This window comes from Aestuariivirga sp., assembly GCF_044238155.1.
Lineage (GTDB): Bacteria > Pseudomonadota > Alphaproteobacteria > Rhizobiales > Aestuariivirgaceae > Aestuariivirga.
In genome coordinates this window covers 1-23650 of the sequence record NZ_JBIIDX010000031.1, presented here as the reverse complement: position 1 = coordinate 23650, position 23650 = coordinate 1, and the positions used below count along the sequence as shown (strand labels likewise).

Sequence of the window (23650 nt, the reverse complement as noted above, 5' to 3'; positions counted from 1 at the left end):
CTATGTCGAGGTAAGTCGGCAGGCAGACAAGCGTCAGCCCGTCTTGCAGGGACGAACCCAGGTCAACTTGTTTTTTGAAGCATCGACCCGAACCCAGAGTTCGTTCGAGATTGCGGGCAAGAGGCTCGGCGCGGATGTCATGAACATGGCAGTTGCAACCTCCGCTGTCTCAAAGGGAGAGACCCTGCTCGATACGGCCATCACCATCAACGCAATGCAACCAGACTTTCTGGTAGTCCGACATGCTTCATCGGGCGCCGTCGAGTTGCTAGCACAGAAGGTTTCTTGCGCAGTTATAAACGCCGGGGATGGTCAGCACGAACACCCAACCCAGGCTCTGCTGGACGCGCTGACGATCCGGCGCCACAAGCAAGGCTTCGAAGGTCTTGTGGTCGTCATTTGCGGCGATGTCTTGCATTCACGTGTTGCCAGATCCAACATTCATCTGCTCGGTAAGCTCGGAGCTCAGGTCCGGGTCGTAGCCCCCTCAACTCTATTGCCGGCGGGAATCGCGAATTTCGGTGTTGAGGTTCACAGAAACATGGAAGCAGGCCTCAAGGGCGCCGATGTCGTGATGATGCTCCGCCTTCAACTGGAGCGCATGACTGGAGCGTTTGTACCCTCGGTTCGAGAATATTACAGATTTTTTGGCCTCAATTCTGAGAAGCTGAAGTTTGCGAAGCCCAATGCCATCGTGATGCATCCCGGCCCGATGAACAGGGGGATTGAAATCGACTCGGATGTGGCTGACGGTCCACAGTCAGTGATCCGCGAACAGGTCGAAATGGGCGTCGCCGTTCGCATGGCTGTCCTGGATGCCTTGTCACGAAACCTGCCATCCCGAGGACCGGCATGAAGGGTGGCTCTAAATTGCACCAGAGTCGAAGGGCCTATGTAAACGCAATGGTGGTGGCGCCAGCCCAATCGCTCAATGGCCCGGGCGGCATTCTCGTCGAAGATGGTTGGATACTCGACGTTGGCCCGCGCGTCACGCGCGACAGTGTTGGAGCTAGCGCGGCTGTAACCGATTGCGCGGGCATGATGCTAACTCCTGGACTCATCGACATGCGGGTATTCACGGGCGAGCCCGGCAACGAATACCGCGAAACTTTGGCGAGTGCATCGGAGGCCGCTGCGGCGGGTGGTGTTACCACCATGATCGTCATGCCCAACACTCAGCCCGTCATTGACGACGCTGCGCTGGTCGACTTCATCATGCGTCGGGCGAGGGACACCGCGGCAGTCCGGGTCGCCCCAATGGCAGCGATCACCAAGGGCCTCGCCGGAGAACTCATGACCGAGATCGGTCTGCTCAAGGAGGCAGGAGCGGTCGCAATCACGGATGGCACACGTGCTGTTGCCAATGCCAATGTATTCCGCCGTGCACTTACCTATGCCCGGGATTGCGGGATGCTCGTGGTCCAGCATGTCGAGGAGCCCACCATGTCCTCAGGTGTGATGAACGCCGGTGAGCGGGCGGGACGGCTGGGTCTTTCTGGAAATCCGGCAATGAGTGAAGTCATCATGCTGGAGCGGGATCTGCGGCTCGTGGAGATGACCGGCGCACGCTATCATGCCGCGCAACTCTCGTGCCGTTATTCAGTGGAGGTGATCCGCACCGCCAAGGCCCGGGGCCTTCCGGTTACTTGCGGCGTCTCCGCCCATCATCTCGTCCTCAACGAAAACGACATCGGCGCCTATCGTACATTTTTCAAGTTGTCACCGCCGCTTCGGACCGAAGACGACCGCGCAGCACTGGTTGAGGCCGTGGCAGAGGGCATCATCGATGTAATCGTATCAGGGCATGACCCCCAGAGTGCCGACACGAAGCGTCTTCCGTTCGCTGAGGCGGCTTATGGTGCAGTGGGACTGGAAACCATGCTCTCGGCCGTTTGGGGGCTGCATCAGAACGGCAACATATCCCTGTCGCGGATGGTCGAAGCGATGTCATCACGTCCCGCCGAAATTCTTGGCCTGGAAACTGGCCGTCTGGCTCCGGGCGCTCCAGCTGACTTTGCCATCATCAACCCTACGCTTTCGTGGACAGTTGAGGAGGACAGTTTGAGATCCCGCGCCAAGAATTCACCGTTCGAACATCGCACGCTGGAGGGTCGCGTAGTCGAAACCGTCGTTGCAGGAGAACGCGTTTACGCTTACGATCGACCTTGATCCATACTCGGGAGTCAAGTGGCAATGTCCGCCCCAGCCATGATCGTAGCTCTGCTTTTCGGATATCTCTGCGGTACAGTACCCTTTGGCTTGCTGTTTTCACGTTGGGCGGGACTGGGCGACATTCGCAGCATAGGCTCGGGCAACATTGGCGCCACCAATGTCTTGCGCACCGGAAACAAGCTGGTCGCAGCACTCACACTAGTCTGTGATGCGCTCAAGGGAACCATCCCTGTTGTGGTATTGAGTTGGCTCTATGGTCCGGAAGCAGGAATTCTGGGTGGGCTGGCCGCATTCTTCGGGCATTTGTTCCCCATTTGGCTTGGGTTTCGGGGTGGCAAGGGGGTGGCGACGTCCATCGGGGTTCTCTTCGGACTATCCTGGCCTCTTGGGCTGGGCTTCCTTGTCATTTGGGGGGTGATGGCGGCTTTGTTCCGGATGTCTTCACTTGCGGCCCTGACCGCCAGTATTCTCAGTCCCGTCGGTGCCTATCTTGTCAGCAGGGGAGACCTTGTTCTACCCGCAACCGTCATGGCAGGTGCTATCGTGATTACACACCGGGCCAACATCCAGCGGCTGATCCGCGGCGAGGAACCACGCATCGGCAAATCCACAGCTGCATGAGCCCCCGGGTCCTCAGCGACGAAGAACGCCGCGACTGGCTCTGCCTGTCGCGGTGTGAGACGGTGGGGACGGCAACCTTCCGTAGCCTCCTCGAGCGGTTCGGGTCTGCCGGGGAAGCGCTCAGGGCTCTGCCCGAGTTGTCCCGCAAGGGGGGCCTGCATCGGCCTCCAAGGTTGTTTTCTCGAGACGATGCCAATCGCGCCTTCGATCAAGCAACTGCCGTTGGTGCCCGTTTCATTGCCAGCGTCGAGCCGGGCTACTCACCCATTCTCAGGATCACCGACGGCGCACCTCCGATCATTTGCGTCAAGGGTGATTTAGGTCAACTGAACCGTAGTTCCGTGGCCATAGCAGGCGCACGCAATGCCTCCGCCATTGGGCGGAAATTCACCCGGCAAATCGCCGCCGAAATTGGGGCCGCCGGCCACACGATTGTGTCTGGGCTCGCCCGTGGCATTGATACGGCCTCACATGAAGCTGCGCTGTCAACCGGTACGGTCGCCGTGCTCGCCGGAGGGGTCGACGTCATCTATCCACCAGAAAACGCCAGGCTGCATGCTGAGATTGCCGAACGAGGTCTTATCGTGTCGGAGCAGCTTCCTGGCACTGAACCAAGGGCTGAATTCTTTCCGCGCCGCAACCGTATCATTTCGGGCCTGGCAAGGGCACTGATCGTGGTTGAGGCAGCTGTTCGCTCCGGATCTCTCATCACCGCGAGGCTTGCCGCCGAACAAGGCCGTGAGGTGTTCGCTGTTCCCGGTTTTCCACTCGATCCCCGATGCGAAGGAACCAACAGGCTCATTCGGGACGGAGCGACGCTGCTCACTTCAGCTCAGGATGTGCTTGCAGCATTGGACCAACAGGTTGCACAGAGCCACGCAAGTTTTCTTGAACAGGAAACACCTGTCTTGGCGCCTGCTGCAGCAACCGGCGCACACCGGACTCTGCTCGGCTTGCTCTCACCAACACCGATCGAGGCAGACGCACTCATACGGGAAAGCGGGTTGGATGCACCGACGGTCTCTGCTGTCCTGCTCGACCTGACACTGACCGGCCAGGTCATCCGCCATCCGAACGGCGCAGTGTCACTGGGTTAAGGCGTTAGACGTCGCCCGAGTGTCCGGCACCAAGCTGCCGAACCACCAGAACCATCATGGCATGAGCTTCACCAGTTCCGGCATTGACGATCCGATGCGGCAGGTCGCCTCTGAACCGCAAGGTCTCGCCGACCTTGGCGCGATGCGAAGCCTCACCCGCAGTAACCTCGATTTCACCAGCAAGCACGTAGAGATGCTCGACCGTTCCCGGAGGGTGGGGGTCCGATTCAAGTACGCCTTGCGGTTTTGCGCGAAAATCGTACCATTGCACCATCTCCACGAGATTGAGCGGTCCGGCAATGGCCAGTCGGCACAAGCCATCCTGACTTTCAAGGATCGGGACGCCAGATTTCGCCTGATGCTCGAGAAATGCAGGCTGGCCCTCGCTGCGCAAGACTTCATCGATGGTCGTGTCCAGCGCCCGAGAAAGTCTATAAACAGTTGATAATGTTGGGTTTGTTTCGTTACGCTCAATTTGCGAGATAATCGACTTAGCAACCCCCGACTGTTCCGAAAGGTCCCCTAGCGACATGTTGTAGGCCTTCCGGAGGCGCTGGATGGTCTTGCCTAAAGCCGGGGTCGGATCCTGATCTCGCGACGAGGAGTCCTTGCGTATGCGGCGCGTTGACATTTCATCGTCCTATCGTTAGAACGAGCGTTCGTTAAACCGAACAAATCGCCTCTGGATGGTTTGATGCTGATCAGTTAGCGCCTTTTCTACCTGATAATCAAATGAATTCAGAGTAGCAGCGAATTCGGCGTCCGTAAGACCGAACGTTTGGGATGGCGAACGGGCAGATAAGAGGGAGACGAGCACATGCGCTATTTTCCAGTCTTCATGGACCTGAGGGGCAAGACCGTCGTCGTCATCGGCGGCGGAGAGGAAGCACTGCGGAAGATTCGATTGCTGCTCAAGACTGAGGCAACGATCAGGGTCATAGCGTCGGATCTGCATCCCGAACTCGAGGCGGAGCCGCGTGCAGGCTGGCTGGCGAAGGCCTACGCCCCGCACCTGTTGGAGGGCGCAAGTCTCGTCTATTCAGCAGATCAGGAACTCAACGCCCGCGTAGCGGCTGATGCCAAGTCAAGAAACATTCCCGTCAATGCGGTCGACGAACCGGACATCTCGACATTCATTGTTCCTTCAATCGTTGACAGAGACCCGGTTGTCGTTGCCATCGGCACCGAAGGCACCGCACCGATCCTGGGCCAGGGCATTCGGGCGCGGGTGGATGCAATGCTTCCGCATTCGCTTGGCGGCCTGGCTCGGGCAGCTGAGGCTCTGCGCGATCGCGTAGCAGCAACGCTGCCAGCGGGAAATCGTCGTCGAGGCTTCTGGCAACGCTTCTTTTTTGGAGATATCCGCGAGGCCTTCATATCCGGCGACTCCTGCGGCTACCATGCTGGTGTAGAAAACTTGTTTGTGGATGCATCGATGCCAGCACAGGGTCGTGTCGCCTTCGTAAGCGTGACATCCGATGACCCGGAATTGCTCACACTGAAAGCTCAGCGCAAACTTCAGGAAGCAGACGTCATCATTTACGATTCAGCAATCCCGGCAACTATTCTCGAACTCGCTCGCCGTGACGCCGTACGAAAACCCGTTTCCTGCCTCCGATACGGTGGCTCGAGCAACGAACTGCTTAGTGAGGCTCGAGCTGGACGCCTTGTCGTAAGGCTCTCGGCAGGCGAAAGCGCCCTCGAAGAAACAGTGGCCGTCGCGGCAGAGGGAATCGCGATTGAAGCGATCCCCGCAGTCTCGGCGCCGAGGAATGGGTCTGCCAGTACACTAGACGTGCAGACTGACTTTGGTGGACCACTCTGGAGGGCAGCCTGATGACGAAGACTGAAAAGGGCCAGCTCATGACAGCCAACCGGCTCCGTGACGGAATTGCCGTATTCCTGACCCACTCGGGTGCCTGGAGTGAGGAGATAGACGACGCCGCTCTCGCACCTGAAGCAGCAGCTGCCGGCGCCCTCGAAGCAAAGGCGCGACAGGATGAAAAGAACACCGTCGTGACAGGAGCTTATCTGATTGACGCAGAGCGCCGGGACGGCCGGGTCCGTGCGTTGCATATCCGCGAACGCATGCGCGCCCTCGGACCCACCGTGAGAGCCGATCTTGGCAAACAGGCTGAAGGCAAGGGCGCTGCGTTCGCCGCATCGGAGGGAGAATAAACTCATGTACCGCTATGACGAATTCGACCACCAGTTTGTCCGCGAGCGGACACGCCAGTTCCGGGATCAGGCTGAGCGCCGTCTGCGCGGCGACTTGAGCGAGGATGAATTCCGCCCGCTTCGGCTGATGAACGGACTTTATCTCCAGCTTCATGCCTATATGCTCCGTATCGCAATTCCCTATGGAACCCTGTCAAGCCGGCAGATGCGGCAGCTTGCCCTGATTGCTGAGCGCTGGGACAAGGGCTACGGACACTTCACCACGCGTCAGAACATTCAATTCAATTGGATAAAACTGGAAGATACCGCAGATATTCTCGACGCACTTGCTGATGTCGAGATGCACGCGATCCAAACCTCCGGTAACTGCATTCGGAACGTTACAACGGATCACTGGGCTGGCGCGGCGGCAGATGAGATCACCGATCCACGCCCGGTGGGTGAACTGATCCGGCAGTGGTCATCGCTTCATCCCGAGTTCTCTTATCTGCCACGGAAATTCAAGATCGCCGTGACTGGAGCGCCGCATGATCGGGCGGCCGTCAAGGTTCACGACATTGGCCTAAGGCTGCATCGCAATGATGCGGGAGAGACCGGTTGGGAGGTGATCGTCGGTGGTGGCCTGGGCCGCACGCCAATGGTTGGCGTCACGGTACGCGATTTCCTGCCACAGCATGAGTTGATCGGCTACCTGGAAGCTATCATGCGGGTCTACAATCTTTATGGACGCCGGGACAACAAATACAAGGCACGCATCAAGATACTCGTCCACGAGATCGGTCATGACAAGTTCCGTACGGAAGTGGAGGCGGAATATGCCAATCGTCCGCATCCATCAACCGAGGTAGAGGAGCGCGAACTCAAGCGTATCTCTGCCTATTTTGCCCCCCCTCCTTTCGAGAAACTTCCACGCTGGTCTCCTTCCTTCGAGGAGGCCAAGCTCTCTCATCCCGATTTCGCGCGCTGGGCCAGGAACAACCTTGGCGCTCATCATACGGATGGTTACGCCATCGTGAACATTTCTCTGAAACCTGAGGGAGGCATCCCCGGGGATGCAACCGCCCACCAGATGCGCGTCATGGCAGACCTCGCAGAGCGATACAGCTTCGACGAATTGCGTGTAAGCCACTCCCAGAACATTGTGCTGCCACATGTCCGGAAGGACGACCTCTTCGCCGTCTGGACAGCATTGGACGAGGTGGGGCTCAGTGCTGCGAACTATGGACTTGCGGGCGACATCATCGCCTGTCCGGGGCTTGACTACTGTGCGCTTGCGACGGCCCGTTCCATACCGATTGCACAGTCCATATCGCGAAAGTTCGCAGAGTCAAAGAAACAGGACGAAATAGGCAGGATCAAGATCAACATCTCTGGCTGCATCAACGCCTGCGGTCACCACCACGTCGGCCATATCGGAATTCTCGGCCTCGACAAGAAAGGAGAGGAATTCTACCAGATCACGCTGGGCGGATCCTCTGCCGAAAACGCCTCAATCGGGACCATTCTTGGTCCTGGCTTTGCCGGCCACGAGGTAGCGGACGCGATTGAGACCATTCTCGATACCTATCTGAAGCTGCGCGAACCCGACGAGGAGTTCCTCGTCACATATCGTCGGCTTGGAGCAAAACCCTTCAAGGAGGCTCTCTATGCCACTGCTTAAGAACGGCTTGGTTATTGCTGACACCTGGTTGCAGGCTGATGCCGACGGAGACCTGCCACAGCAGGGAAATGTCATAGTGCCTTTGGAACGGCTTCTGAAGGAATGGGATAGATTATCGCAACGTTCCGGTAGCCTCGGCGTCCGGCTTGGCAATACGGACCGGGCTGAACTGCTCGAACCCTTCCTGCATCGCCTATCAGTCGTTGTGCTACCATTTCCCGCATTCAATGATGGACGAGCCTATTCGATTGCTCGTAAGCTGCGCGAAATGGGCTTCAGCGGAGAGCTTCGCGCCACCGGCAATGTGCTGCCGGATCAACTGCAGTTCATGTTGCAGGTCGGCTTCAATGCGTTCGAAATCGGCGACCGTTTTTCCATCGATACTTGGAACAGGGCTTCGCGACAGATGTCTCTCGCCTATCAGCGTGGCCTGTTCCGCCGGGATCCCGAGGCCGAGATCTGGACAGAGCGGCACTCCGACGCCGAGCCATGGCTTGAGCAACCGCATGCCGGCTAGCGTCAATGACGTCCCTGATTTTCGAAACCTACGCTGGCCTTGAAGGACTGGCGCTCGTTCAGGCAATGTTGCGTGATTTTCCTGGTCGCGCAGCGGTGGTTTCATCCTTCGGTGCGGAATCCGCAGTTCTTCTCCACATGGTCGCAAAGGCTGACCCTTCGACCCCGATCATCTTCCTGGATACTGGCCAGCACTTCTGGGAAACGCTGTCTTATCGGTCGCGTCTCATTGATCAGCTTGGCCTAACCGGTGTCCGCACCATCAGTCCCGAAATGCAGCAGGTGAGACGCGAAGACCCCAGCAATGATCTCTACGCACGGAGCCCGGATCGCTGCTGTCAGATCAGAAAGGTCTTTCCCCTTCAGAACGCAATTGCAGAATTCGACGTGTTGATTTCAGGTCGCAAACGCTATCACGGCGCCGCCCGCGCAACCCTCCAATTCCTGTCCATGGTTGAAGATCGCCTTAGGGTAGATCCCCTCGCCGGCTTCTAGGCGCTCGACATTGAGGCCTACATTAAGACGCACGGTCTTCTGCCTCACCCGCTAACTGCGATTGGCTATCTCTCAGTCGGCTGCGAACCCTGCACGCATCCCGGCGGTTCCGCTTCGGACCCTGGCGCAGGCCGCTGGAGCGGTTTGGGCAAGACCGAATGCGGCATCCACCTCACAGCAAACAATACAACGGATGAGACACGATCAGCGCTCCACCGTTGACCGTTACAGCAATCCATCACCTGTCTCTGCAGCGGTGATCCAGGACTTGGCTACCGCTCGTCGATACCCTCAAGCAGCCGCAAATATCTGTTTATTTGTGCTCAACGATTTCCACCGGCCCACCCGCTTCTTTCCAGCCTCCGAAGCCGCCCTTCAGATTGAGTACTGGAGCCATTCCCATGCGTTGCAGGAGCTCAGTGGCAAGAAGCGAACGCCAGCCCGAGGCACAATGGATGATAAAGGTCTTGTCCTCCGAAAAAATCGGCTTGTGGTAGGGGCTCTCCGGGTCGACCCAGAATTCGAGCATTCCCCTCGGTGCATGGAATGATCCGGGGATTCGGCCCTCTCTCTGGATCTCGCGCGGGTCCCGTATGTCGACAATGACCACGTCCTGCCCGCTCTGCATGGCAATCGCCTCTCCGGCAGACACCTGTTTCACCTTGGCTTCCGCGTCAGCCATGAGCTGCTTGTAGCCAACAACAATTTTCTGCGGCATGACCCCTCCCCCAACTCCGGCAATCACACCTGTCTCGCGCAGCATGTTCTCCGGGTCAAGGGCCAGAAACAGGAACTTCCTACAGAGATCTTGGCAGGTAGCGCCACGAGACCCAGGCAATCACGAGGAGAGCAGCAGCAAGGATCACAAAGACAAAGCCAATGGGCAGCCAGAGCAGCGCAAAGGCAAATACAAAAGCAGGTATCAACTCCGAACAATCGATATAGGTTCGGTAGACGGCGGTCATTTTCTGTCGTTCATGGTGGTGAACCGCCCGCAGGAATGGAATGCCCCCGACGCCATCAAGCGCTGAAGCGGCCACGGACCCCAAGAGAAGACAGGCAATTGCGATATAAGGCGCCAGGGTGCCAGCAAGGCCTGCTAACAACGACGTCAGCGCGCACACGACGAAAGCGGCCGTAATCACGGTCCTCACACCATACCTGATTGCAAAGCGTCCGGAAAACCATGCCGTGAGCAATACAGCCTGACTGGCCGAGATCATCAATCCACCCATAGTCTTGGCAAGACCTGCTTCAACCAGCAGCAAGGGGCCATAAATGAAGAACGTCGACCAGAAGCACGATCGTCCGAAGGCAATGATCCAGGCAAGCCTCAATCTGGGTTGTGACCAGAACCGCACCACGTTATCACGGGCATTGAACGCTTGGACTGGGGGCGCCGATTGGCCACTTGCGGACTCGGACAGCCTGACAAACCAGAACAGCGCAAACAATGCCGCGGCTGACGCAATTGCAAGAGCCTGCGGAGCCCAAGGTCCGTATTGCACATAGAGCCAGACACCAAGAGCCGGACCCGTCATCCACGAAAAAGTCGATAGGCTGAGACGAAGTGGCTCTGTTCGCGCCAGATCAGTGCGCCTGATATGGTCCATGATATACAGTTGCAGGGTGATATTCAGTACTGCCGCACCGAGATTGCGCAACAGCATGCCAGCCGCCTGGCCAGCGACCATGTGGCTCGCCAGTGCGAGACTTGCGGCCATCATCATCGCGATACCCATCGTATAGGCCCAGCGACGGGGCATCGGACCAAGCAGATGCGGCAGGAAAAGCGTCGCCACCAATACGACCATCGAAACGGCGGTGGAGAGAACGCTCACCTTCTGCGCCGCCCCCAGTATGTCGTAGGCCTGCAGCGTCACCACCGTGGAGTTCAGCGCGCGGACGAATGATTCCACGGCAAACAGGGCTGCAAAGGTGTAGGCACCGGCGCGGCGAGGAGGCGAGGAAGTATCGAAGCGAGAATCAGGCGTCATGGCTAAGCTGAGCTTGAGACCAGCACCTTTCCGGTGGACTGTGCAACTGGAGAGTACACTGGCCAATATCCTGCTGGAGCAAGAACCGATCACCCTCCGCCGGGCCACACAACGAAATCCCTACGGAGGCGCGATTCAATCAGGTCGGTTATGGCTTGAGACACAAGACTTGAGCCGCTAGACAAGTGCAATGTCGGGCTCCGAGAAAAAAGCTGTGGCACTGGTCTCAATGCTGGCGAGCGCGCTGCTCGCTGGCACCAAGCTTTTCGCCGCCCTGTTCACTGGTTCACTGGGCATTCTGTCGGAGGCAATCCACAGTCTGGTCGACTTTGGAGCAACGATCGTCACCTATCTTGCAATCCGCTGGTCCGATCAACCGGCTGACGATCAACACCATTACGGCCACGCTAAAATCGAAAGTGTGGCCGCGCTTGTCGAAACAGCCCTGCTCTTTCTGACCACCGGCTGGATCGTGTGGGAGGCCGTAAGCCGGCTTCTCTGGCACGAAGGCCACCAGATAGACGTGACCTGGTGGGCGATGGCAATCATCGCCGGATCCATTGTCATCGACTTTAACCGGGCGCGGGCACTCAAGCGGGTTGCAGCCAAAACCTCCAGTGAGGCACTCGAGGCGGATGCGCTTCACTTTTCTTCGGACATGTGGAGTTCGATTGTTGTGCTGCTTGGTCTTGGCGCCGTCTGGGCCGGCTTTCCAGCAGCTGATGCCTTTGCCGCGCTGATCGTTTCGGTGTTCATCGCCTATGCGGGCTGGGAGCTCGGTGCACGAACCCTGAACACCCTTCTCGATGCCGCACCAACCGGTGCCACAGAGATCGTGCGCGGCATTGTGAATGAAATCCATGGCGTTCTAGGGATCGAGGCAATTCGCCTGCGGCCATCAGGCCCTACGCTGTTCGCATCGGTCGTGGTGCAGGTTGCCCGCACCATGCCAATCGACGAGATCGTCAGGACCAAGAGCCAGATCCACACCGCAATCACGGAACGGTTTCCCAACGCAGATATCACGGTCACGGCGAACCCCGTGGCCCTCGACAATGAAACAGTATTTCAAAAAGTCATGCTGATTGCGGCCCGGCGCAATCTAGCCATCCACCACCTCAATGCGCAGTCACTGCACGGCAGACTCGCCATCAGCTTCGATCTGGAGGTAGAGGGCTCCATGTCCCTTGGCGAGGCCCATGCGACAGCAACGAGCCTCGAAGACTCCATCAGAGCAGAACTGGGAAGCGACGCTGAGGTTGAAAGTCATATAGAGCCGCAACCAGAGCGGCTCCTTTCCGGACAGGATGCATCGCCGGCCGTTGTAGCGAAGATTTCACAGACACTGCTTGCGCTTGCAAGACTTCAGCCGCGGATCAGCGATATTCATAACATTCGCATACGGCGCAATGAAGAAGGGCTGTTCCTGCATTATCACTGCCGTTGCTCGCCCAGCCAGACGGTGGAGAACGTCCACGACGACGTGGATCGCATCGAATCAGCGCTCAAGGAGCAGTTTCCGGATATTCGGCGCGTCATAGCACATGCGGAACCTCTTGGTGCAACTCCCCACGCTCTCTGAGTATGCTCCCCTCTCAGCCGGAGCGATGGTTGCTTTCCTCACCTACCCTCACCAACCGCTTGATGCGCTCAATCTCTCCCTCAGGAACCTCGATCCTGTGAGCCGCGCCGAAGGCCTCGTAATAGGCGTATTCGAGGGGCACCATGATCGTGTGGAGGTTCACACTTCTCGCAAGATTTCGCAGTTCGAGGATCATGTCAGCCAGGTATTCAGCCGCATCGCGCTGACGCTGTTCCGGGCTAAGACCCTCAGGCAGAACAATCTTCAGCGATCGTGCCTCCGGGGTCTGCGAGACCGGGGGCTGAGCGCGTCTTCGATTCATCGAATCCTCCAATGTTCAACTTTCTCAGGATTTTCACCTTAACCGGGATAATTAGTTCTAAAAGCACCTTTTGGTTGAAAGACGTACTTGAATGCCGGAAAAATTACCCCGCCTTGCGCCTCCAATCCGATGTCTATATGAGGCCGGGAAACTTGTTCAGGACTGTAGATGACCGTCGTTGTTGTTGAATCCCCGGCCAAAGCTAAGACCATAAACAAGTATTTAGGAAGTGATTTCAAGGTCCTAGCATCCTATGGCCACGTTCGTGACCTGCCCGCGAAAGATGGCTCCGTCAGACCGGAGGCCGATTTCGCGATGGACTGGGAGGTCGATGGCAAGTCGGCCAAGCGTCTGTCGGACATCGCGACTGCTCTCAAGACCGACGACCGTCTGATTCTGGCGACCGACCCGGATCGCGAGGGGGAGGCGATTTCCTGGCATGTAATGGAAGTGCTTCGCAAGAAGGGCGCTCTCAAGGGCAAGGCTGTGCAGCGGGTCGTCTTCAACGCCATCACCAAGAGTGCGGTTCTCGAAGCCATGCAGCACCCAAGGGATGTTGATGCTGCACTGGTGGATGCCTATCTCGCCCGGCGCGCGCTCGATTATCTCGTCGGCTTCTCTCTCTCACCCGTGCTGTGGCGCAAATTGCCAGGCTCGCGGTCGGCTGGGCGGGTGCAGTCGGTTGCTCTTAGGCTGATTTGTGAGCGCGAGTTGGAGATCGAGGCGTTCCGTGCCCAGGAATACTGGTCAATCGACGCAACGTTCGCCACGCCTCAGGGACATGAATTCCAGGCCCAGCTGGCGAGCATTGCCTCGCGCAAGCTGGGTAAGCTGGATATCCCGGACGAGACCAGCGCTCGCGCCATCGAGCAAGCGCTCAGGGGACAGCCCTTCCGTGTTGATGCGACAGAATCCAAGCCGGCCCGACGCCATCCCTATCCGCCATTCCGAACCTCGACACTGCAGCAAGAAGCCTCGCGCAAACTTGGCTTCTCTTCGGCTCGCACCATGCAGATCGCCCAGCGCCTTTACGAGGGCGTGGACATCGGGGGCGAAACAGTTGGGCTGATCACCTACATGCGTACTGATGGCGTGGACATGGCACCGGAGGCGATTGCCTCGACCCGCAACGCCATCCTCAAGAACTTCGGCGAGCCCTATCTCCCGTCCGTGCCAAGGCATTACACGACGAAGGCAAAAAATGCCCAGGAGGCGCATGAGGCCATTCGCCCAACCGATATGTCGCGCCGGCCCGAGTCCATGCGCCGTAGCCTCGATGGCGACCAGCTCGCGCTCTACGAGCTGATCTGGAAACGCACGATAGCCAGCCAGATGGAGAGTGCGGAACTCGAACGAACGACTGCAGACATCGGGGCAGATGGCGCGGACGGCAAACATTACTCATTCCGAGCGACAGGTTCCGTCGTGAGGTTTGACGGTTTTCTGAAGGTCTATTCGGAAAGTCTCGATGATGGCGAAGACGAGGACTCACGCCGCCTGCCAGCAATGGCCCGCGGTGATACGATCGGAGTTCGAAAGATCGGAGCGGTACAACACTTCACAGAGCCACCGCCACGCTACTCCGAAGCATCGCTCATCAAGAAGCTCGAGGAACTTGGGATTGGCAGACCCTCCACCTATGTCTCGATACTCGAAACTCTGCGCACTCGCGGCTATGTCAGGCTCGACAAGAAACGGCTCATCCCCGAGGACAAGGGCCGGGTAGTGACCGCCTTCCTCGAAAACTTCTTCCGACGGTACGTGGAGTATGATTTTACCGCCGATCTCGAAGAGCAACTCGACAAGGTGTCGGCCGGCGACATCGACTGGAAGCAGGTCTTGCGTGATTTTTGGCGTGACTTCACGACCGCGCTTGATGATGTCAAGGAATTGCGCGTCACGAATGTGCTCGACTCCCTGAACGAGACACTCGCTTCTCACATCTTTCCGCCACGGGCCGATGGCGGTGATGCCAGGGCCTGTCCATCCTGTGGCAATGGACTGTTATCGCTGAAACTTGGTAAATTCGGGTCCTTCATCGGCTGCTCGAACTATCCCGACTGTAAATTCACGAGACCCATGTCACCTGGTGCCGAAGGTGCCGAGGCGCTGCCTGCAGAGGGTGTGGTTCTGGGCGTTGATCCGGAAACAGGCGAGCAGGTCACGCGCCGTGTGGGTCGGTTTGGTCCCTATCTGCAGCTTGGGGGGGCAGTGGAGGGTGAAAAGCCGCAGCGAGCGTCGATTCCGAAGAGCAGAAGACCCGAGGAAATCACGCTAGAGGAAGCGCTGAAGCTTCTGTCTCTGCCGCGAGAGATCGGCCTGCATCCTGAGACCGGCAAGCCAATCGTGGCGAATTTCGGACGGTTCGGCCCCTTCGTTCTGCATGATGGCACCTATGCAAATCTCGATTCAGCGGAGGACGTGTTTACCATTGGCATCAACCGCGCCGTTGATCTTCTCGCAGAAAAGAAGGCGCGCGGTTTCCAGCGCGCCAGACCAGGAGCACTGAGGGATCTTGGCGCCCACCCCGCCGGAGGAGGCCCGGTACAGATAATGAGCGGGCGCTATGGGCCTTACGTCAAATTCGGAAAATTGAACGCGACGCTTCCGCGCGACAAGGATCCGCAGTCCCTGACCCTCGAAGAGGCAATGGAACTTCTTGCAGTTCGCGAAGGAAAGAGTGGTGAGAAGAAAAAGGCTTCGGTGAAGAAACCGTCAAAGCCTCGTCCGTCTGCGAAGAGCAAGACTAAATCGGCCGCGGCCAAGCCCGCAAGGAAGACCTCGAAGAAACCGAAGGCAGCCTGAACAGCCTCGGTTTCTGCGCGGTCATCTTCCTATTTCAGGTTCTTTATGATCCGCCCGAGGTCAGGCTCGTCCACGGCTTCGGCCGCCTCACGCACCGAGAACCAGCGTAGCCGACGCTGTCCTTGCTCGGGCCATTCCTCATGCTGAACCTGCTTATGCAAGGCAAAGACCTCCACCCTGCAAGGCTGCAGCCGCCCGTTGTCCAAGCGCTTGGCGTATTCGAACTCTCCGATGGGCTCCTTGCTGATCTGTCCGCCCAGTCCCGCCTCCTCAAAGGCCTCCCGTGCAGCCGTTTCGGCTGGTGTAAGACCCTTGATTGGCCAACCCTTGGGAATGACCCAGCGGCCGGTATCACGGGAGGAAATAAGCAAGACCTGCCGACCGCGGCCCCGGTTTCGCCAGGCCAGGGCAGCATACTGCTTTCGTTTTCCCGGCTTCTTCACGGCACCTGTCCAGAACATGTGATTCGGCTCCTGTCACTCCACTATGACTTGCAGAGCTTGGCAACCACTCGCTTAACGGCAAGTTTCGGGGCGTCGAATCAACCATCGCCCCAGACCAATAGGCTGGATTCTGATGTCCAAACCCGGATATGCAGGAAAGCATGGTAAAGACGCCCAGGCTGCCGCCGGAACTGCCCTCAGATGCCGATATTCTGGCCTTCATTCGATCATCACCACAGAGAGTCGGGAAACGCGAGATTGCAAGGCACTTCGGCCTGAGGGGCGCCCACAAGATCGAGCTAAAGGCACTGTTGAGGCGCCTGGACGACCAGGGACTGCTGCTCCGGCGGCAACGAAAACCTGACGACCTTTCGGCACTGCCACCAGTCACGGTTCTCGAGATCGCGGGGATCGACAAGGATGGCGAGGCCTACGCGGTCCCGGTCGAATGGGACGTGCCTCAGGCCGGCCGGCCGCCGCGCGTCGTCATGGACCAACTCGATCCAGCACCGCGCGTGGGCGACCGCGTGCTTGCCCGCATCCAGACATGCCGCGACGGCCGTTATACGTACCGTGCACAGGTCATCAAGGTACTGTCGGGTACAGCCAACCGCGTTCTTGGCGTCTACCGCAGTCTCAAGGGCGGAGCCGGGCGTATCGTCCCTGTCGACAAGAAGGCTCGTCACGAGTTCCAGGTTGCCGACGGGGATGATGGAGGCGCAGAAAACGGCGAACTGGTTGAAGCCGATGTGCTCAAGGACAGGGGCCGCGGGCTGCCGTCTGCGCGCGTCCGCGCTCGCCTCGGGGATCTAGATGATCAGCGCAATATATCGCTCATTGCCATCAGGCATCATGGGATCCCTGATCAATTTCCCGAGCGTGTGTTGCGGGATGCAGAAAGCCTGGACCCCTTCAGTCGGGATAACCGCCAGGACCTGCGCAATTTGCCGCTGGTGACGATCGATCCACGGGACGCCCGCGACCATGACGATGCCGTCTGGGCCGAGATCGATCGCGAGACCGGACATGCCAACGTGGTTGTGGCGATTGCGGACGTGGCGGCCTACGTCAGGTCCGGAACCCCACTTGACCGCGAGGCACGAATTCGGGGCAACTCGGTCTACTTCCCCGATCGCGTCGTACCGATGCTTCCCGAACGGATATCCAATGATCTCTGCTCTTTGCGGGAAAAAGAAGAAAGACCCGCCCTCGCTTGCTTCATGCGCTTCGATTCATCCGGCCACAAGATCGGCCACCGGTTCGCCCGCGTGATCATGCGATCAGCGGCGAAACTGGCCTATGAGGAAGCACAGGCGGCAATCGACGGAGCCCCCACCACCAAGACCGCGCCCCTGCTCGAGGGCGTGCTGAAACCACTTTGGGCGGCCTACGAGATCCTCGGCAAAGGACGCAAGCACCGGGCTCCACTGGAGCTCGATCTTCCAGAGCGCAAACTCATCCTCGATGCGCACGGACTGATCGAACGCGTGGTGACGCCTGAGCGACTTGACGCGCATCGACTGGTCGAGGAGTTCATGATCCAGGCAAACGTCGCTGCTGCGGAGGAACTGGAGCGCAGACAGACGCCACTCCTCTACCGCGTGCACGAGCCACCGTCAGAGGAAAAACTTCGAGCCCTTGCGGAATTTCTGCGAACCCTCAACTTGTCCCTTGCCCTAGGACAGTCAGTGAAACCACGTTATTTCAATACTTTACTGGCCGATGCTCAGGGTCAGGATTATCAGCACGTGGTAAATGAAATGGTTCTCCGAACCCAGGCACAGGCAGTCTACAGCGCCACCAACCAGGGCCATTTTGGCCTGGCCCTGCAGCGCTATGCACATTTCACCTCCCCTATCCGGCGCTATGCCGATCTCATTGTCCATCGCGCGTTGATTGCAGGGTGCGGATTCGGCCCGGACGGTCTGAGCCCCGAGGACATCGCACGCCTCTCCGAGACAGCAGACATGATCTCTGATGCCGAGCGCCGGGCCATGGCCGCTGAGCGCGAAACAATCGACCGACTTGTTGCCGCCCATCTGTCCTCACACACCGGGTCAGTGTTCCGCGGCCGCATTGCGGGCGTTGTGGGTGCAGGGCTGTTCGTGAAACTGGAAGAATCTGGCGCAGATGGCTTTGTACCTGTGACCACGTTGGGCCGGGACTACTTCGTCTTCGACCGATCAGGCCATGCCCTGATCGGTGAACGGAGCGGAGAAACCTATCAACTCGGCGACCGCGTGGAAGTAAAACTGGTGGAGGTTACTCCCGTCTCCGGGGGTATGCGATTTGAGGTGGTGTCGGGAGGGCAACAGCGCACTCCCTCGACCCGGCAGGTCTCGAAAAGACGCAGGCCACAGTCCCGAAGCAGGCGTGGCAGACGGTAACCCCACTCTTGCGGCAGTCAGTCGCGCGTGTCGTGCCGGACTTTCATTACCGCAAGATTTGGTCCACAAACCGCGGTTAATGACCGTTACAATCGACAAGCAAGCCGGATCCACTGAAAACGAGCGCCAGTGGAAAACGGCCATGATGCGCGGCGCCCTCTGCCGCTGTCCGGCTTGCGGCAAGGGCAGCATATACGATCGTTATCTGAAGGTGACTGAGAGATGCGGAGCATGTGGAGAAGAACTTCACCACCACCGGGCTGATGACGCTCCTCCCTATTTCACCATGACCATCATCGGCCATATCGTCGTTCCTCTCGTTCTCGTCGTCGAGCGGGTTTGGGGACCGCCACTCACCATCCACTTCATCCTCTGGACTGCTTTGACACTCGGGCTTTCATTCGCCCTGATGCCGTCGGTCAAGGGAGCCATTGTCGGTCTTCAGTGGGCCCTGCGTATGCATGGCTTCGGGGGCTCGTCTGGCGACGAACAGCCATGACCTATGATCACCCTGAGTTTGCCGGCTCGCTTCTCCATCCAAAGGTTCTGCGCCCAAAGGACTCGGCAACATTGATCCTCGTTCGATGGGACCGGGGAGCGCCGCGCATCCTCATGGGGCAGCGCGCAGGTGGACATGCGTTCATGCCAAATAAGTTCGTCTTTCCAGGCGGCAGGCTCGACCCCGTGGACTGCCGTGTAAGGCCAGCCCGGGATCTTCATCCGGCAACGCTCGCGAAGCTGCTCCATCGCATGCGTGGTGGACAGAGTGCGAACCGGGCCCGAGGACTTGCGCAGGCCGCGCTGCGCGAGACCTGGGAAGAAGCTGGATTGCTGTTTGGCCGGAACACGGTAAATGAAGCCCCCGATCTTTCAGGCCTGGTCCTCTTCATGCGGGCAATTACTCCTCCCGGCCGCACCCGCCGGTATGACTCGAGGTTCTTCGTTGGTGATGCTGAAGGCATTAGCAATCTTGACCGGCCAGTTCGCCAGAACGAAGGCGAGCTACTCACCATTTCCTGGCTTACACTCGAAGAAATTGCCAGGCTGGACCTTCCCCTCATCACCATCGACGCCCTGAAGCGGCTACAGCCCTTTCTTGCCGAACGCCGGCTCCCCCCGCCAGAAATACCTGCATCTTTTCAATATTTTCGGGGCAAGACATGGGTTGAGGACGAGATCGCAGCCTAATGCGAGCCAACTTGACTTTGCCACGCATTTAGGGTCTACGAGCACCAAATTCCGCTGGAGATCATTATGGCCAAGGGCAACGTAATCAAGATCAAGCTCGCGTCGTCTGCCGACACGGGCTACTTCTACGTGACGAAGAAGAATTCGCGCACCCAAACAGATAAGCTGTCATTCAAGAAGTATGATCCTGTGGCGCGCAAGCACGTCGAATTCAAAGAGACGAAAATCAAGTAAACAGGAAACTTCTTGTTATCGAGTTGCAAGGCGCCGCCTGAGCGGTGCCTTTCTCTTTTTAGGCCGGGCCACAGCAAGAACCAACCTTATTGAAACAGCGCCTTTCGGTCGCGACGGTGGTAGCCCGCATGAGCGGTCCGAAACGAGCACTGTGGGTCCTCGTGAGAAACGCCGCAAACCGAACGCCCACCGTTACCTAACCCGAAGGGCCCCGGGCATTTCGCTGCGTGGCAGACTCTGATGACTGGATTGGGCCACTCGCCCGCTCGTCGCCATTCTTCTGGCCACTCCGCGAAATTCCCTTAACGACACGATCCAATCAGGCCGGTTCTTGCTCTAAACGACAGGTCCCGTATCTGCCTCGTCTTCGAGTTCCATCTCGAGCGGAAGCTGATCTGTCTCGGTGCCGTCGAGAGGATCCTCATCAGGCAGGAGGTCGTCGCTGACTCTCGGCATTGGAACATCAAAGCCAGGCGGCAGGGATGCCTCGAGCAGGCCAGCCGCCTTGAGTTCCTGAAGGCCGGGCAGGTCTCCGACCTCGGAGAGGCCAAAATGTCCGAGAAACGCTTCGGTCGTACCGTAGGTGATCGGCCGGCCCGGAGTCTTGCGGCGGCCGCGCATCCGGACCCAGCCGATCTCAAGCAGCTGGTCCAGTGTACCCTTCGAGATCGCCACCCCACGGATATCTTCGATCTCTGCGCGCGTGACTGGCTGATGATAGGCTATGATTGCAAGTGTCTCGAGTGCAGCCTTCGACAGGCGGCGTTCTTCGACCTTTTCACGCCGCAACAGATAGGCCAGATCCTCCGCCGTGCGGAACAGCCACTTGCCGGCAACCTCAACGAGATTCACGCCGCGATTGGCATAGTTGGCCTGCAGGTCAGCCAGAAGGCCGGATATGTCCGTTCCCTCAGGCAACGATGTCGCGAGTTGCTTAGGATCAACGGGTGAGGCTGCGGCGAACAGAATAGCTTCAACGATCCGCAAATGCTGGTTGCGATCCGCGCGCGGATGACGCGTGATGCTCGCTGGTTCCTGGTCCGCAAGGTCCTCGGCCACGCTATCACCTGCCACTTCGGACCCGTTGGGCATGTCGTGCTCGGGGCCAGTTTCAGCCGCGGCGGCTTGCACTTTCATCGTCGTCTCCTTCGCGTCACGCGCGCGGGCTTCAGGCCGCATGCCCTGCCCGTCGTTTCAAATATATTGGCCGGAACGCCCCGTCCTGGCGAAGCTCCACGACGCCTTCTCGCGCCAGTTCGAGACTGGCCGTGAAACTCGACGCAGTCACCGAGCGGCGCAAGTTCGGGTCAACAAGATACTGGGCCAGCCAAACATCGAAGGTGCCCCAGTCATCCATGATGCCAACCAGCCGCTCCAGGGCCATGCGGGCCTCCTTGATCGACCAGGTGGGGTGACGCTTTGGTACGTAGCTCTGGTGCACCAGCTTTTTCTTGCGCCGATCTGCATAAGCCTTGAGCAAATCGATCAGGTTGTCCCCGTACTGACGGCGGATGTCGGTCACCATCGGCTCCGGTGCACCGCGGGCAAACACATCGCGACCCAATACGCTACGTTTCATCAATGTGTCCGCAGCAGTCCGCATCGCCTGAAGGCGCTGCAAACGGAACGCCAGTCTCGCCGCCAGGTCAACTGGCTCCTGCGTCTCCGTTCCGGCCGGTGCTGGTATCAGCAACCGCGATTTGAGGTAGGCCAGCCAAGCAGCCATCACCAGATAGTCAGCTGCAATTTCAAGCTGTAGCCGGCGTGCCTTTTCGATAAATGCGAGGTATTGCTCTGCAAGGCGCAAGATCGAGATCTGCTTCAGATCGACCTTGTGATGACGGGCAAGCTCAAGAAGAAGGTCCAGAGGGCCCTCGAAGCCGCCCACGTCCACAATCAGGGCACCGGACTCAGCTGGCTGCCCGGTTTCGCTGGAGCGCAACGGGACATCTCCATCGGGCCAGACCACTGGCTCGACACTCGATTGCTGGATGGGTTGGTCTTCACCGCTCACACGTGACAACCTTCTGTTTGATCAATGCCTTGTTAACAAAACCTGCCGCCTGATTCGGCGCCGAGGCTCAACTTATCCCCAGTTTCACTGATCCATAAGGGTGCCCAGGTCCCGAACCGCCTGACGGCGGTCGAACCCACGCGGCTTTCGCACAGACTGCAACGCAATTCGCGCCCGGCTCAGGGACTTCCCCTTCAGTTTCCCAGCCGCGGAGGCCACTTCCTCCATCTCCGCCAGTTCCCCGTTGCAATGGAGAACCAGGTCACAGCCCGCTGCCAGTGCCCGGATTGTTCTTTCGGTGTAACTGCCTGAGAGAGCCTTCATCGAGAGATCATCCGTCATCAGCAGGCCATCGAAGCCGATTAGCTTGCGAATGATGTCCGAGACAACTCTGCGTGACTGCGTGGCGGGAGCCAGAGCATCAATGTCAGTGTAGACCACGTGTGCAGTCATGCCTAAGACTGCATCGGAAAAGCCTGCAAAAGGCAGGAAATCGACCGCAGTGAGGTCCGCCAGCTTGGCATTGATCACCGGTAGGTCGAGGTGACTGTCGGCTGTCGCCCGGCCATGCCCCGGAATATGCTTGATGACGGGCAGTACCCCGCCCTCCAGGAAGCCCGCAGCATGCGCTCTGGCCAAGATCAGGATCGTGTCCGGTGAGAGCGCGTAGGCGCGCTGCCCAATGATCTCGTGAGCTCCGGGCTGGGGTACGTCAAGGACTGGGACGCAATTGGCTGTGATGCCGATCGAATAAAGGTCTTCCGCCATGAGACGGCCAACATGGCGAGCGCAGCGCAAGGCGGCAACCGCGTCGCGGGCATAGAGTTCTCCATAGGCTCTGGCGGCAGGATAAGCACGCCAGACTGGAGGTCCAAGGCGCTGAACACGCCCGCCCTCCTGATCGATGAACACAGGCGCGTTTCGCCGCCCAACAGCAGACCGGAACGCGGCCGTCAGAGCCTTTACCTGCGATATGTCCGCGCAGTTGCGCCTGAAGAGAATAAGCCCAAAGGGGTTGCTGCGCTCAAAAAACCGCTCTTCATCGGGGGTGAGCGTTAGGCCCGAACAGCCCGAGATAAATGCGCCGAGATCAGCCATGACTTGACGCCAGCCCTGCGACGCTCAGGGGTTCCGAACGATGCAATCGCTCTCACCGCCAGCAATGAGTTCGCTGCACACCCTTGTCGCCTCACTGCGAGTGGCAAGAGGCCCAAGCGCGAGCTGGTAACGCGTACTGCCAGCAACGCTGGTCTCACGAACCTGCCGTTTCAATGGCCCGACGACGGCCGGAAAGGCCCTGCTCAGGCGCGCGTATTCGTTCGCTGCCTCTGTCTCGGTCCGAAAAGAGGCGAGCTGAATCGTGTAGCCGCCACCGCTGCTCTCCGCGGCTTTGGGTGGGGCCGGTTTCTCCACTGGTGCGGCCGGTTTCTCTACTGCGGCAACCTGCGTCTGGTCCTGGGGCGCCGCAGGCTCTGTGCTGTCAAATATGTTGAAAATAGTTTTCTTCTTGGCAGGGGCTGGAGACGTTGGCTGGTCTCCAGGCGCTTGGGGAACCACGCTGGCAACGGGAGCCTCAGCGGCCGGTGGTTGCGAAGGAGGCACGAGAACGACGGGTGCCGAACCGAGGTTTTCGAAGTTTTCCTCGCTGGCCTTCTTCTTGATGATTGGCTTTTTCTTTGGGGTCGGCACAGGCGCAGTTTCCATGACAGTGGGCGCAGTCGCACCGGACTGGGCCTCAGCGGTCGACATGGATGTGCCCGGGCTGGGTGCAGCAGACACCTCGGGGCTGGGCGACGAACTGCCGGTCGCCAGAGCAGCACCCGAAACAAGAGCCGCCCCGTCGGTGGTTGTTTCCGGGGGCGGCGGGAGGGTGTTGGTACTGGACTGGATGTCAGCGGCAGCCGCTGGCTCCGGAGGGGCGGTAGCCCCCTGCTCAGGA

At 58.8% G+C, this 23650-nt stretch carries 23 protein-coding genes and 1 pseudogene; 15 read left to right on the top strand and 9 right to left on the bottom strand.

The features are described from left to right. The 4 genes from ACILRN_RS05120 to dprA form a co-directional block, all read left to right on the top strand. The coding region (locus tag ACILRN_RS05120) for an aspartate carbamoyltransferase catalytic subunit (protein WP_395686179.1) at positions 1-856 on the top strand (856 nt) is incomplete at its 5' end. Next, positions 853-2169 carry a dihydroorotase gene (gene pyrC / locus ACILRN_RS05115; RefSeq protein ID WP_395686177.1) on the top strand — a complete coding sequence of 439 codons (1317 nt, stop codon included), beginning with the start codon at positions 853-855 and terminating at the stop codon, positions 2167-2169. The genes ACILRN_RS05120 and pyrC, both read left to right, overlap by 4 nt. A gap of 24 nt (positions 2170-2193) precedes the next feature. Then, positions 2194-2793 carry a glycerol-3-phosphate 1-O-acyltransferase PlsY gene (plsY, locus tag ACILRN_RS05110; protein ID WP_395686175.1) on the top strand — a complete coding sequence of 200 codons (600 nt, stop codon included), beginning with the start codon at positions 2194-2196 and terminating at the stop codon, positions 2791-2793. Next, complete coding sequence (gene dprA / locus ACILRN_RS05105; protein ID WP_395686173.1) at positions 2790-3890, top strand: DNA-processing protein DprA; 1101 nt, start codon at positions 2790-2792, stop codon at positions 3888-3890. The genes plsY and dprA overlap by 4 nt, the downstream gene beginning before the upstream one ends. A gap of 4 nt (positions 3891-3894) precedes the next feature. Here the strand turns inward: dprA and ACILRN_RS05100 are convergent, their stop codons facing one another. Beyond that, entirely contained in the window at positions 3895-4521 is a 627-nt protein-coding gene (locus tag ACILRN_RS05100; protein WP_395686171.1) for a helix-turn-helix domain-containing protein, read from the bottom strand. A gap of 186 nt (positions 4522-4707) precedes the next feature. On the opposite strand from ACILRN_RS05100, the gene ACILRN_RS05095 reads away from it, so the two are divergent. The 5 genes and pseudogenes from ACILRN_RS05095 (at position 4708) to ACILRN_RS05075 (ending at position 8961) form a co-directional block, all read left to right on the top strand. After that, on the top strand, positions 4708-5727 hold the full coding sequence (locus tag ACILRN_RS05095) for an NAD(P)-dependent oxidoreductase (RefSeq protein WP_395686169.1): 1020 nt from the start codon (positions 4708-4710) through the stop codon (positions 5725-5727). Further along, entirely contained in the window at positions 5727-6068 is a 342-nt protein-coding gene (locus ACILRN_RS05090; RefSeq protein WP_395686167.1) for a DUF2849 domain-containing protein, read from the top strand. Before ACILRN_RS05095 ends, ACILRN_RS05090 begins: the two co-directional genes overlap by 1 nt. A 4-nt stretch (positions 6069-6072) precedes the next feature. Continuing rightward, positions 6073-7728: a nitrite/sulfite reductase gene (locus ACILRN_RS05085; protein WP_395686165.1), complete on the top strand. Its 1656-nt coding sequence runs from the start codon at positions 6073-6075 to the stop codon at positions 7726-7728. After that, the gene (locus ACILRN_RS05080) at positions 7715-8245 is read left to right on the top strand and encodes a DUF934 domain-containing protein (RefSeq protein ID WP_395686163.1); all 531 of its coding nucleotides are present in this window, start codon (positions 7715-7717) and stop codon (positions 8243-8245) included. The genes ACILRN_RS05085 and ACILRN_RS05080 overlap by 14 nt, the downstream gene beginning before the upstream one ends. Before the next feature lie 5 nt (positions 8246-8250). After that, positions 8251-8961, top strand: a pseudogene (locus ACILRN_RS05075) (phosphoadenylyl-sulfate reductase). Positions 8962-9052: 91 nt separating this feature from the next. On the opposite strand, the gene ACILRN_RS05070 reads toward ACILRN_RS05075, so the two are convergent. Together ACILRN_RS05070 and ACILRN_RS05065 are read right to left on the bottom strand one after the other, a co-directional pair. Then, positions 9053-9457, bottom strand: coding sequence for a rhodanese-like domain-containing protein (locus ACILRN_RS05070; protein ID WP_395686161.1), 405 nt, complete (start codon positions 9455-9457; stop codon positions 9053-9055). A 79-nt stretch (positions 9458-9536) separates the two neighbouring features. Beyond that, a complete protein-coding gene (locus tag ACILRN_RS05065; RefSeq protein WP_395686159.1) occupies positions 9537-10736 on the bottom strand; it encodes an MFS transporter in 1200 nt (399 codons plus the stop codon). A gap of 190 nt (positions 10737-10926) precedes the next feature. Here ACILRN_RS05065 and ACILRN_RS05060 point away from each other — a divergent pair, with 190 nt between their 5' ends. Then, the gene (locus ACILRN_RS05060; RefSeq protein WP_395686157.1) at positions 10927-12318 is read left to right on the top strand and encodes a cation diffusion facilitator family transporter; all 1392 of its coding nucleotides are present in this window, start codon (positions 10927-10929) and stop codon (positions 12316-12318) included. A gap of 13 nt (positions 12319-12331) precedes the next feature. Here ACILRN_RS05060 and ACILRN_RS05055 read toward each other — a convergent pair whose 3' ends face one another. After that, positions 12332-12640, bottom strand: coding sequence for a hypothetical protein (locus ACILRN_RS05055; RefSeq protein ID WP_395686155.1), 309 nt, complete (start codon positions 12638-12640; stop codon positions 12332-12334). 168 nt (positions 12641-12808) lie between these two features. On the opposite strand from ACILRN_RS05055, the gene topA reads away from it, so the two are divergent. After that, positions 12809-15445, top strand: a complete 2637-nt coding sequence (gene topA, locus ACILRN_RS05050; RefSeq protein WP_395686153.1) for a type I DNA topoisomerase — start codon at positions 12809-12811, stop codon at positions 15443-15445. A gap of 29 nt (positions 15446-15474) precedes the next feature. Here topA and ACILRN_RS05045 read toward each other — a convergent pair whose 3' ends face one another. After that, the gene (locus tag ACILRN_RS05045; RefSeq protein WP_395686151.1) at positions 15475-15906 is read right to left on the bottom strand and encodes an NUDIX hydrolase; all 432 of its coding nucleotides are present in this window, start codon (positions 15904-15906) and stop codon (positions 15475-15477) included. A gap of 143 nt (positions 15907-16049) precedes the next feature. Here ACILRN_RS05045 and rnr point away from each other — a divergent pair, with 143 nt between their 5' ends. From rnr to rpmG, 4 genes are all read left to right on the top strand, one after another. Next, on the top strand, positions 16050-18275 hold the full coding sequence (rnr, locus tag ACILRN_RS05040) for a ribonuclease R (RefSeq protein WP_395686149.1): 2226 nt from the start codon (positions 16050-16052) through the stop codon (positions 18273-18275). 142 nt (positions 18276-18417) lie between these two features. Then, entirely contained in the window at positions 18418-18774 is a 357-nt protein-coding gene (locus ACILRN_RS05035) for a DUF983 domain-containing protein (RefSeq protein WP_395686147.1), read from the top strand. Beyond that, on the top strand, positions 18771-19463 hold the full coding sequence (locus tag ACILRN_RS05030; protein WP_395686145.1) for an NUDIX hydrolase: 693 nt from the start codon (positions 18771-18773) through the stop codon (positions 19461-19463). Before ACILRN_RS05035 ends, ACILRN_RS05030 begins: the two co-directional genes overlap by 4 nt. Before the next feature lie 66 nt (positions 19464-19529). Beyond that, positions 19530-19697, top strand: coding sequence for a 50S ribosomal protein L33 (rpmG, locus tag ACILRN_RS05025; protein ID WP_395686144.1), 168 nt, complete (start codon positions 19530-19532; stop codon positions 19695-19697). A gap of 336 nt (positions 19698-20033) precedes the next feature. Here rpmG and scpB read toward each other — a convergent pair whose 3' ends face one another. The 4 genes from scpB to ACILRN_RS05005 form a co-directional block, all read right to left on the bottom strand. Beyond that, the gene (scpB, locus tag ACILRN_RS05020) at positions 20034-20834 is read right to left on the bottom strand and encodes an SMC-Scp complex subunit ScpB (RefSeq protein ID WP_395686142.1); all 801 of its coding nucleotides are present in this window, start codon (positions 20832-20834) and stop codon (positions 20034-20036) included. Positions 20835-20865: 31 nt separating this feature from the next. Then, complete coding sequence (locus ACILRN_RS05015; protein ID WP_395686140.1) at positions 20866-21711, bottom strand: segregation and condensation protein A; 846 nt, start codon at positions 21709-21711, stop codon at positions 20866-20868. Positions 21712-21795: 84 nt separating this feature from the next. Next, positions 21796-22809, bottom strand: a complete 1014-nt coding sequence (nagZ, locus tag ACILRN_RS05010; RefSeq protein WP_395686138.1) for a beta-N-acetylhexosaminidase — start codon at positions 22807-22809, stop codon at positions 21796-21798. A gap of 24 nt (positions 22810-22833) precedes the next feature. Further along, the coding region (locus ACILRN_RS05005) for an SPOR domain-containing protein (RefSeq protein ID WP_395686136.1) at positions 22834-23650 on the bottom strand (817 nt) is incomplete at its 5' end.

Excerpts from the sequence above, each read along its gene's own strand:
- pyrC (WP_395686177.1), top strand. The coding sequence starts at position 853 with ATGAAGGGTGGCTCTAAATTGCACCAGAGTCGAAGGGCCTATGTAAAC.
- plsY (WP_395686175.1), top strand. The coding sequence starts at position 2,194 with ATGTCCGCCCCAGCCATGATCGTAGCTCTGCTTTTCGGATATCTCTGC.
- dprA (WP_395686173.1), top strand. The coding sequence starts at position 2,790 with ATGAGCCCCCGGGTCCTCAGCGACGAAGAACGCCGCGACTGGCTCTGC.
- ACILRN_RS05100 (WP_395686171.1), bottom strand. The coding sequence starts at position 4,521 with ATGTCAACGCGCCGCATACGCAAGGACTCCTCGTCGCGAGATCAGGAT.
- ACILRN_RS05095 (WP_395686169.1), top strand. The coding sequence starts at position 4,708 with ATGCGCTATTTTCCAGTCTTCATGGACCTGAGGGGCAAGACCGTCGTC.
- ACILRN_RS05090 (WP_395686167.1), top strand. The coding sequence starts at position 5,727 with ATGACGAAGACTGAAAAGGGCCAGCTCATGACAGCCAACCGGCTCCGT.
- ACILRN_RS05085 (WP_395686165.1), top strand. The coding sequence starts at position 6,073 with ATGTACCGCTATGACGAATTCGACCACCAGTTTGTCCGCGAGCGGACA.
- ACILRN_RS05080 (WP_395686163.1), top strand. The coding sequence starts at position 7,715 with ATGCCACTGCTTAAGAACGGCTTGGTTATTGCTGACACCTGGTTGCAG.
- ACILRN_RS05070 (WP_395686161.1), bottom strand. The coding sequence starts at position 9,457 with ATGCCGCAGAAAATTGTTGTTGGCTACAAGCAGCTCATGGCTGACGCG.
- ACILRN_RS05065 (WP_395686159.1), bottom strand. The coding sequence starts at position 10,736 with ATGACGCCTGATTCTCGCTTCGATACTTCCTCGCCTCCTCGCCGCGCC.
- ACILRN_RS05060 (WP_395686157.1), top strand. The coding sequence starts at position 10,927 with ATGTCGGGCTCCGAGAAAAAAGCTGTGGCACTGGTCTCAATGCTGGCG.
- ACILRN_RS05055 (WP_395686155.1), bottom strand. The coding sequence starts at position 12,640 with ATGAATCGAAGACGCGCTCAGCCCCCGGTCTCGCAGACCCCGGAGGCA.
- topA (WP_395686153.1), top strand. The coding sequence starts at position 12,809 with ATGACCGTCGTTGTTGTTGAATCCCCGGCCAAAGCTAAGACCATAAAC.
- ACILRN_RS05045 (WP_395686151.1), bottom strand. The coding sequence starts at position 15,906 with ATGTTCTGGACAGGTGCCGTGAAGAAGCCGGGAAAACGAAAGCAGTAT.
- rnr (WP_395686149.1), top strand. The coding sequence starts at position 16,050 with ATGGTAAAGACGCCCAGGCTGCCGCCGGAACTGCCCTCAGATGCCGAT.
- ACILRN_RS05035 (WP_395686147.1), top strand. The coding sequence starts at position 18,418 with ATGATGCGCGGCGCCCTCTGCCGCTGTCCGGCTTGCGGCAAGGGCAGC.
- ACILRN_RS05030 (WP_395686145.1), top strand. The coding sequence starts at position 18,771 with ATGACCTATGATCACCCTGAGTTTGCCGGCTCGCTTCTCCATCCAAAG.
- rpmG (WP_395686144.1), top strand. The coding sequence starts at position 19,530 with ATGGCCAAGGGCAACGTAATCAAGATCAAGCTCGCGTCGTCTGCCGAC.
- scpB (WP_395686142.1), bottom strand. The coding sequence starts at position 20,834 with ATGAAAGTGCAAGCCGCCGCGGCTGAAACTGGCCCCGAGCACGACATG.
- nagZ (WP_395686138.1), bottom strand. The coding sequence starts at position 22,809 with ATGGCTGATCTCGGCGCATTTATCTCGGGCTGTTCGGGCCTAACGCTC.